Here is an 8,384-nt window from a genome sequence, read left to right on the forward strand (position 1 = left end):
CCATGGGGCATGGGAAGCGATAGGCGTTTTCCAGTGCAACCGGTTTCACTGCGGGACCAGCCCTTCGCAGCCAACACCACACACTTCTATACATGTGCGTCTTCTGAAAGATCGCCCGCAGTCGCTTCAGCCAATTCGGCGGCCTCGATCGCATCCTCAGTCACAGTAGTCGTTAGAATAGTATCGTAACGCTCGCGAAGATGTTTGAGGGCAGATGCTTTATCGACGCTGTGATTGAGTCGCTCCTGAAAAAACTGAAGGCGAGCCTTGTTTTCATTAATAATTTGCCCCCAGCGGCGAACTACAATCGTCACACCATTGTTGTCAACGATAGTTCCCTCAGGCGCGTTTGGGATCTGACGCATACCTAGCGCAGCTTCATCAACCTCGTTCGACAGCGCCCAAAACTTCCACTTAGTGTTTGTTACATCAAAACGCGCATCAGATACTATTGCTTGAGCATACTCCTCGATCTGCACAACTTCTTTCCGACCAATCGGAACAGTTGGGGCCTTCAACTCCACAACAAGGTGTTCCACATCTGATACTCGATGCAATCGGCGTTGCTTTGACAGCATTAGGTCGACGATACCGCGAGCTTTCGTCGGGTGCTTGACTGGTGCGTCGATAACAAGTTTCTTCTTCAAGCTCTTGGCGTGCTGCCGCAAGCATTCCGTCAGGCTACGATCATCTACCATTAGGTTAAATTCTTCGCCAAACAGCCAAGTATTCTCGGCGACGATGCGATGAAGCTGCGAACGTTCTTTGAGGTGCGGTTTGAGGTCAGGAGCAAACAAGATAGCCTCGATGCCCGCTAGGAACTTTAATCGATCAGCGACCACGTGAGCTGCACCAATGATCGATGTTAGTTCCGCCTCCCTCAGCAGGCTTGCCATCTCCTCCTGCTTACGTTGGGGCAGCTTGAGCACTTCGCTAAAGATCAGCTGTAAATCATCGGGACTGCGTTCGATCGCCTGTCGCAGAAGGCGCAAGTGCCACGCCCGCGCTTTTGGCGTAGCTGTTAGAAATTCTGGTACGTGCTCGCTGGCTGTGACAGCCACAATATCAAATCGCTGGCGCTCGATTTCCTCCAGGGCGGTCCGTGGAGCGTTCACATACGGATAGCTTCGTTCGGCCTTCCATGTTTCCACAACGCCACGAGCAGCCTCCGCTGATCGTCGCCGAAAGTGATCCTTAATCTGATCGCGGGCTTGATCGATAGCTCCACTTAGACCGGGCGTCATTTCGCCCAATTGAAGCATGTTGTTGTCATGTAACGTTTCAATATAAGACGAAATTAAGTATGCAGAAAAGAAATACCCGCCAACGTGGAAACGAGCATCGGCGGTCGCTAAAGGAAATCCCTTGCCGTTGCAGAGATACAAAGCTCGCTTGTTCATCCTGCGCCATTCGACTATCTCCAGCCGGATGGAATAGGTTTTTCCCTCAACATCAATATCATTGAGATTATAAGCTTTAGTTCCAGTCGTGACAGATCCTGGATCGAGCTTGACACCCTGATAAGAGATCGTCACCGCTCGATAGTTTTTTAGATAAGGCGCAAATATCTCGGCGAGATCTTGAGCCGTATCTTCTGATTGCAAAGATCGAAAGTCTTGCTTCGGTTCAGTTATTACAACTTCAACGCCCGATCGAGGTGATATCGCCGGCTTTTCCTCTGTAAGGCGTATCTGTTTCGGGTGAGAGGCGAGCAGAGCAAGACTGAAACTGCGTAGTTCTTTGGCATTTGGGTGCTCGTAGGTGACGTGCCAGTCTGCGGCGCCGCCGAGCGCGATCGCCTTGAAGCGCCCCCGCCCTTCTCGCCCGTGGAGTGCTCGCCCATCCCGCAGTGTCGTACCACGCATCTTCTTCCACGAGCCGCCAAGATGGCTAAACAGCTTGGGGGCGTCGTCGTACGGAATGCCTGTACCGTTGTCGCGGATCGTGATGTGCGTGAGCCCCAACTCGCTACGATCAAGCGCGATGTCGACCTCAGTCGCGTCGGCGTCGAGGGCGTTCCACACAAACTCCGCCAGGGCCTGCAACGGGGCGGCGCGAGCCTGATGCTCAACAAAGTCGTCCTGAATTTCGACAGGGACGGTCCGTACCCCGGTTCCCACAGTCATCGCTTCCGCCCCGATCGCCGGGGCGGAACCCTATAGGAACAATTGATCGCCTCCCATACCAAGCACCGGTCGTAATCGCGCGGCGCACAGACGCGTTGCGGGCTCGACGCCGGCCTGGCTCCACTACCCTGTCGGGAGATGCGGCAGCGCCGTCAGGTCTGCCAGGTCGACCGACAGGGCGCTCGCCAAGCGGTCTAGCACCAGCACGGTCGGGTTGCGTTTGCCGCTCTCGACGCCGCTAAGGTAGGTCTGGTGCACGTTCGCTCGTGCCGCCAACTCCTCCTGCGACAGGCCACGGCTGCGCCTGATCCGTTGGATGTTCAGCCCCACCCTTCGCCGCGCGTCCATGCCAAGGACGGAAGCGAGCTTGGCCGCGATCCATCCATAGACTATGAGTAATAAACGGTGCGGGAAGCGCCGCGGGGAGGGTACGGGTCGATGGGTTGGTATTGGGTCGGTGCGACCGCCGTGTCAGTCGCAATGGCGCTTGGGGCGGTGCAACCGGTAACAGCGAAACCCTCACCAGTCGCATGCGATCAGTGGAAGGAGCGCCTGATAGCTGAAGCGGCTAAGACACGCTTGCTCCCACCGATCAGTTTTCAGCGGACGGAAAAGGTCACTTTCGAGATCTCCGGCATGGACGACATCGATTTGATTGCCGACTGCAAGAATGGTCTCATCACAAGCCTGAACGGGACTATCCGCGGAAAAGGAGAAGTGACTGCGACCAGATGGCTTGCATTTTCGAGGGCTCTAGCAAAATCTTTCGATCCTGCGTTGAGCGCACCTCAGATTGAGAAGCGTATTAAGACGATGTCTCTGACCGCCAAGAAGGAGTTCGTGACGGCAAAAGCTCGGGGCGAGAGTTACGCGCGAGGGAGCGGCCTGGAGGATTTCGGAGGCTATCAAATGAGTTTCGACGTTCAGGAGGGTTATGTCGGCATGTCTGCAAGGCCGATCGAAGCTGACGAGTGATACTGTTTCCGGCTGATTGATTCGTGGCGGATTCCCGTTGAGGCGTCTTGGGGTTAGCCTGCGCATCGTCTTACGGAGGCGGACATGGCTCACATCGCCGAGCATCTGAGCGTCGAGGAACTGGGCCGGCGGGCTCGCACGCAGGCAGACGCCTGCGCGGCGCGGCACTACCAGGCGATCTGGCTTTTGGCCCAGGGACAGACGGTGTCGGAGGTCGCCGCCGTGACCGGTTTCGTGCCGCGCTGGCTTGAGCAACTGGCTCGCCGCTACAACCAGTTCGGCCCGGACGCGCTGGGTGACCGGCGTCGGCACAACGGCACGAAGGCCCGGCTTCTGACGCCCGAACTGCTGGATCGCTTGCGCACGCGCCTGGAGACGCCGCCGCCCGACGGCGGGGTCTGGACCACGACCAAGATCGCCGCCTGGATGGCGGGCGAACTCGGGCTCGTCTCGGTCTACCCGCAGCGGGCCTGGGACGCGTTGCAGGCGATCGGCTGGTCGATCCAGGCGCCGCGCCCGAAGAACCCGGCCGCCGCCAGCCCCGAGGCGCAGGCCGCCTTCAAAAAAAACTCGCCGATACGCTCGCCGAGGAAGAAGCGCGCCATCCCGACCGCCCCGTCGCGCTCTTCTGCACGGACGAGCACCGCATCGGGCTGAAGCCGATCATCCGCCGCGTCTGGGCTCCGCGCGGGCAGAGGCCGGCCGCGCTCGGCCATCACCGCTACGAGTGGCTCTACGTCACCGCCTTCGTCGCACCCGCCACCGGCGAGAGCCACTGGTACGTCGGCAACGGCGTCTCCAAGCCGCTCTTCGAGGGCCTGCTCGCGCTGTTCGCCCGCGAGGCTGGCGCAGGCCCGCAGCGCACCATCATCCTGCTGCTCGACGGCGCCGGCTGGCACACCGAACCCGGACTGCGCGTGCCGGACGGTCTGCGGCTCGTCTACCTGCCGCCCTACACCCCCGAACTCCAGCCCGCCGAGCACCTCTGGCGCCTCGTCGACGAACCCATCGTCAACCACCACTTCGACCGCTTGGCCGAGATCCAAGACCGCATCGAGCAGCGCTGCCGCGACCTCGAAGCCCAACAAGACACCGTACGGGCCAACACCCTCTTCCGCTGGTGGCCACAGCGGCCGATACCGAACTAATCAACCGGAAATGGTATGAGGTGGGAGCTCTCCGGTGAAACCGGTTTCACCAGCCGCTCAAGCCCGCCGGAGCCGGACACCCGGGTCGTCCCCAGTGCGCCACCGCTGGCATGGTCAGGGCGGCGAGGACCAGGGCGAGGCAGAGCATTCGCATGGCCGCCGTGTAGCCGAGCGTAGCCGTTTGTCGATCCCCTCCCGGTTCGGGACGGGGACCATGGCCGCGTTCGACCACCGTCTTAACCCGGCCCCAGCATCGTCAGGGGTGAGCCGCGTCGCGTAACGGTCTGGGCTCGAAGCTGGTGAGAGTCAGGGCTCCCCCGCCCGGTGAGCGGATCCGAGCGGGGCCGAGCCCAATTTTTCAGGTAAGCGCGTCCGGGTGAGGTGAGGGCGTGCCGACGTACCGGGGGCCAATGAGCGGGCAGCCGGTGTGCGCCCTGCGGTGGGTCACCCGGTATTGGACGGGCTGGACGTAGGTGCTCGTCGTCATCACCGGCCCGTGACAGACCGGGCAGCGCTTGGGCGCGAGCCGGAAACGCCCGGCCGCCTCCTTCATGTCGATTGGTTGCCACATCCCGTCGATCTTCACTTCGCAGAAGGGGGCGGAAAAAGGGGGCGTGCCGTCGACCCGCCGGGCTACGACGCGGGCCAGAAGATCCGGGGCAAGAAGAGGCACATCCTCGTCGACACGCAGGGCCTGCTGATGCACGCCCTGGTCCATCCGGCCAGCGAGCAGGACCGCACCGGCGGCGTGTGGGTGATGGCCACGCTGTTCGGTCTCTATCCGTTCCTGCTGCGGCTGTATGCGGATGGCGGCTACCAGGGACCGGCGTTCAGGGCGGGGCTGCGCCGGGTCTGCCGCCGGCTCAAGCTGACCATCGTCAAGCGCAGCGACCAGGCCAAGGGGTTCGTCGTATTGCCCAAGCGCTGGATCGTCGAGCGGACGTTTGCTTGGCTCAACCGCTGTCGGCGTCTGGCCAAGGACTGGGAGTGCCCCTCGCGCACCGCGCGCGCCTTCTTGCTGCTGGCCTCCATCCGCCTCATGACCCGAAAGCTCTGTCAGACAACAATATGATCCCAGACAGACTCTTAGTGCGGACGCCCAGACTTACGCTCCGGTTCGTCCTGCACATCTTCCGGCCCATCGAACCGCGCAGCGAGCTGCCGCCCGATGCCGTACAGCAGCGCATCCACGAGAGGGCGTAGGAGCGCACCCACCCGCCCGCCGACCCGATCGGTCGCGGAGCGGGCTTGCAGCGCATGCTCCGCGAGCTGATCGAGCGGGTTTCCCAGGCCTTCCCTCAAACTCGGGGACATGAAGTGCGCCTGACCCTCGGCGTAGCCGTCCTGCCTGCTCTCGGTCATGTCGATGGCGATGCCGCGACCGATCACCACCTGACCCCTCGCGTTTGCTTCGTAGCTGCCACGTAGCATCAACCAGTGCTCCGTCCCGGGCCAAGGCCGGGTGCGGTACTCCATGATGAACAGGCCCCCGTGGCGGAACATCTCCGCGCAGCGGGCGAGGTGGCGGGGCAGGTCCTCGGGATGGATGGCCGTCCGGATACGGGAGATGGGCACGCCCAGCTCACCTTCCTCCAAGGTCAGCCCGTAGAGGGGGGCCATGATCGCGTCCATGTGGAACCGATCGGCAGGGATATCGTACTCCCAAGTCCCGACTTTGGATGCAGCAAGCGCCGCGGGCACATAGGGCCGGATGGACGGCGTCGGTTCGATCGTCACAATGGTCCTATCCGGCAGCTCAGATCCCAACCTGCGTTAACTGCGTGCACTAAGATTGTTCCAAACTGCGGCGCGCAACCTCAGCGTGGAACGGCCGCGCTCGGCCACAACTTGGTATGCCATGTCCGAGTATCGCCCCACCGACGCAGTTGACGATGGACGGACGGTCGCTGAGCAGGTGCGCTCAGCGCGCCTCCTCCGCCGGATCGCCGATGTGTTGAGCGTGCCAGTCGCCTCCTTTTTCGGACCGGCTGAGGGCGAGAGGTTGACGGAGCAGGAGGAGCAGCCGCAGCAAGCGGACGCCACGCCCCCGAAGAAGTAGCGGCCGGTCCCGTGCGGCAGGGACCTCCGTAGATCCGCCAGACCTGCGCTGATCGAGATACGACGCAGAGCGCGGTGGCTCTCATTCCGTGCATCTCATCAGGCAGGGACGAACAGCCGGTGTGCGTCTTCCGGTGCCACGCAGCTCCCGGAGTTGATGTCGGCCAGTGAAACCGGTTTCACCAGATCGAGCGTAGGGGCCGCCGAAGAGTTCGCCTGACGCCTTCTGCTTGAGCAGCGTCGCCCAGCGGCAGCGCCATGCGGTGAACCGCGCACGAGCTTCAGTCCACGCCGCATTCGATGAGATGCTGCCTGCGCCGTTCAGCTTCCTCCTGAGCCTCCTCCTGCCAACTCTCCTCCGGCGGGGTCACCTCGATCTTGTCCGTCCTCGCACCCATCGGATGTGGACCTTGCGGCCCGACGTGCAGCGAGCCCGTCGTCTGCGGGTCGCAGGCCCGGTCGAGCCGATCGGCCTGGGCGAGGGCTGGAGCGGTACACGCGAGCATCATTACCGTGATCGCGAGGAGCTTCCTCATGGGCTGTGCCTCGGCGACTTGACGCGACTGAACGAGCCCCATGACCGGCGAGTGGGGCGGGTGGACCGGGCACGTAGCAGGTCCGGCCCAGGATCGGCCGCCGGGCGGCGCATGGCCGCCCTGACCCAAGCGCAGCCGTAGAACAAGATCCTGACAACCATTCCGGCGCACACCGCCCGCTTGTCGCGTTCGAGGTGTTGTGTCCATGCGTGCCCAGATCTGGCTCGCCCTGACCCTGATGATCTGCCTGATCGACGGCCACGCCCCGCGCGGGCGCGAGCTTCGCAACCCCGATGCCGAGGGCGGGTGGACCCGCGAGACCGTGTGGGTTCGCCGCCCGTCCATTCGTCCGCTTCGGGTCGACGACGCGTGAAGCCTCAAAAAGACCCGCCACGGCAGACTGCCGAGCGGGTTTGAGGTGGTCTCTCTGGAGGAAGAGGAAGGCGTATAACCTCAGCCGTGACAGCGAGCCACGGCGGCACGCGCAGGGCAGCGTCACGGTGGATGACCTGGACGACGAAGCCCCGCGAACCGTGAGGCCGCGGCTCGGCCCGGTGGGCTGATCGGGGCCCTCCCGGCGAGTTGCTTGAGGTGTAGCGTCGCGCCGTTGCGAACGCTGTGCTCAGATAGCACCATCAGCCGAGAAGTCCGGCTAGGGCCGCAGGCCCCAGCATCATGGTGGCACGTTCGCCGAGCGTCGCAGCAGCGCCCCGGCGATATCGGCAGGGTGAGTGATCCATGTGACTGCGACCGGAACCGAGGCCGGGTAGAGGGGCCGCCCTTCGACACCGAGGCCCACGTTGCGCATGCTGTCAAACGCCCAGGTCGACCCCGTCCCGTGCCGGTTCATGGCGCAGTTGATCGACCTGCTTGGGGACATGCCATCGGATCGTAACCGGCAGCGGGCAGTGGAGGTCGGCGACCACCTCGACTGCCTGGACGCGGAAGCCCGCCGTGATGGAGCGCCTGCGACGACGCTGGCCGCGATCAAGGGCGCGCGCGTGCTGCTGGAGTTGTCGGAGATGCCGCCGCTGGGCTCCGTACAGACGCGCCAAGCCTGATGACCAGCGACGATGAGGCGAAGGGCCGGACCGGCATCGAAAGCGCCGCCAAGGCCAGCCTGCACACGTTGGATGTCCGGCTGGCGGCGCTCAAGCGCCTACTCGACCGCCGGGACAGCGACGGTGCGCTCGTCCAGGCCGATTGTGCGCTGATCGAGGCCGCGATCGAGGCCGCGCGCAGGGACCTGGGTAAGCGCTCGGTGACGGCTGCCTTGCGCGGATAGTGGCGCGCTCTGGATACAGGTGCTGGCGTCGGATGGCGCTGTATCGGCCCTGGGTCTGGATCTATGACTTTTCCCTCGCACGTCGTGGTCGCCGGCACGCGCCGGGCGTGGTCGCCGGAGCAGAAGCGGGCGATCCTGGCCGAGGCGGACGAGCCGGGCACGTCGGCCTCGGCGGTGGCACGCCGGCACGGGCTGCATTCCAGCCTGCTGTTTCGCTGGCGCCGCGCGGTCCTGGCTGAACAGCGGGCGGCGGTGG

General features: G+C 63.3%; 11 protein-coding genes and 2 pseudogenes. 8 read left to right on the forward strand and 5 right to left on the reverse strand.

Translation table 11 applies throughout. The annotated features are described in order from the left end of the window. Positions 1–86 precede the first annotated feature (86 nt). Together Q8W71_RS24170 and Q8W71_RS24175 are read right to left on the reverse strand one after the other, a co-directional pair. The gene (locus Q8W71_RS24170) at positions 87–2,126 is read right to left on the reverse strand and encodes an ATP-binding protein (RefSeq protein WP_305527965.1); all 2,040 of its coding nucleotides are present in this window, start codon (positions 2,124–2,126) and stop codon (positions 87–89) included. Positions 2,127–2,249: 123 nt separating this feature from the next. Beyond that, positions 2,250–2,474, reverse strand: a complete 225-nt coding sequence (locus tag Q8W71_RS24175; RefSeq protein WP_305527966.1) for a helix-turn-helix domain-containing protein — start codon at positions 2,472–2,474, stop codon at positions 2,250–2,252. 288 nt (positions 2,475–2,762) lie between these two features. Here Q8W71_RS24175 and Q8W71_RS24180 point away from each other — a divergent pair, with 288 nt between their 5' ends. From Q8W71_RS24180 to Q8W71_RS24190, 3 genes and pseudogenes are all read left to right on the forward strand, one after another. Then, positions 2,763–3,101, forward strand: coding sequence for a hypothetical protein (locus tag Q8W71_RS24180; protein ID WP_305527967.1), 339 nt, complete (start codon positions 2,763–2,765; stop codon positions 3,099–3,101). 84 nt (positions 3,102–3,185) lie between these two features. Continuing rightward, a pseudogene (locus tag Q8W71_RS24185) lies at positions 3,186–3,662 on the forward strand (helix-turn-helix domain-containing protein); the annotation flags it as partial. After that, positions 3,596–4,249 carry an IS630 family transposase gene (locus Q8W71_RS24190; protein ID WP_305527978.1) on the forward strand — a complete coding sequence of 218 codons (654 nt, stop codon included), beginning with the start codon at positions 3,596–3,598 and terminating at the stop codon, positions 4,247–4,249. The pseudogene Q8W71_RS24185 and the gene Q8W71_RS24190, both read left to right, overlap by 67 nt. Positions 4,250–4,607: 358 nt before the next feature. On the opposite strand, the gene Q8W71_RS24195 is transcribed toward Q8W71_RS24190, so the two are convergent. Next, positions 4,608–4,955 (reverse strand): hypothetical protein, encoded by a 348-nt coding sequence (locus tag Q8W71_RS24195; RefSeq protein ID WP_305527979.1) that lies wholly within the window; start codon positions 4,953–4,955, stop codon positions 4,608–4,610. On the opposite strand from Q8W71_RS24195, the pseudogene Q8W71_RS24200 reads away from it, so the two are divergent. Then, positions 4,860–5,321, forward strand: a pseudogene (locus Q8W71_RS24200) (IS5 family transposase); the annotation flags it as partial. The gene Q8W71_RS24195 and the pseudogene Q8W71_RS24200 sit on opposite strands and share 96 nt — an antisense overlap. A gap of 14 nt (positions 5,322–5,335) precedes the next feature. On the opposite strand, the gene Q8W71_RS24205 reads toward Q8W71_RS24200, so the two are convergent. Then, positions 5,336–5,986: a PAS domain-containing protein gene (locus Q8W71_RS24205; RefSeq protein ID WP_305527968.1), complete on the reverse strand. Its 651-nt coding sequence runs from the start codon at positions 5,984–5,986 to the stop codon at positions 5,336–5,338. A gap of 602 nt (positions 5,987–6,588) precedes the next feature. Next, entirely contained in the window at positions 6,589–6,843 is a 255-nt protein-coding gene (locus Q8W71_RS24210; RefSeq protein ID WP_305527969.1) for a hypothetical protein, read from the reverse strand. A 205-nt stretch (positions 6,844–7,048) separates the two neighbouring features. Here Q8W71_RS24210 and Q8W71_RS24215 point away from each other — a divergent pair, with 205 nt between their 5' ends. The 4 genes from Q8W71_RS24215 to Q8W71_RS24230 form a co-directional block, all read left to right on the forward strand. Continuing rightward, positions 7,049–7,216, forward strand: coding sequence for a hypothetical protein (locus Q8W71_RS24215; protein WP_305527970.1), 168 nt, complete (start codon positions 7,049–7,051; stop codon positions 7,214–7,216). 475 nt (positions 7,217–7,691) lie between these two features. Further along, positions 7,692–7,904, forward strand: a complete 213-nt coding sequence (locus tag Q8W71_RS24220) for a hypothetical protein (RefSeq protein WP_305527971.1) — start codon at positions 7,692–7,694, stop codon at positions 7,902–7,904. Continuing rightward, complete coding sequence (locus Q8W71_RS24225) at positions 7,904–8,128, forward strand: hypothetical protein (protein ID WP_305527972.1); 225 nt, start codon at positions 7,904–7,906, stop codon at positions 8,126–8,128. The genes Q8W71_RS24220 and Q8W71_RS24225 overlap by 1 nt, the downstream gene beginning before the upstream one ends. A gap of 63 nt (positions 8,129–8,191) precedes the next feature. Beyond that, positions 8,192–8,384, forward strand: a 193-nt coding sequence (locus Q8W71_RS24230) for a transposase (RefSeq protein ID WP_305527973.1), incomplete at its 3' end; no start/stop codon positions are given.

The organism is Methylobacterium amylolyticum (assembly GCF_030700245.1).
GTDB lineage: Bacteria > Pseudomonadota > Alphaproteobacteria > Rhizobiales > Beijerinckiaceae > Methylobacterium.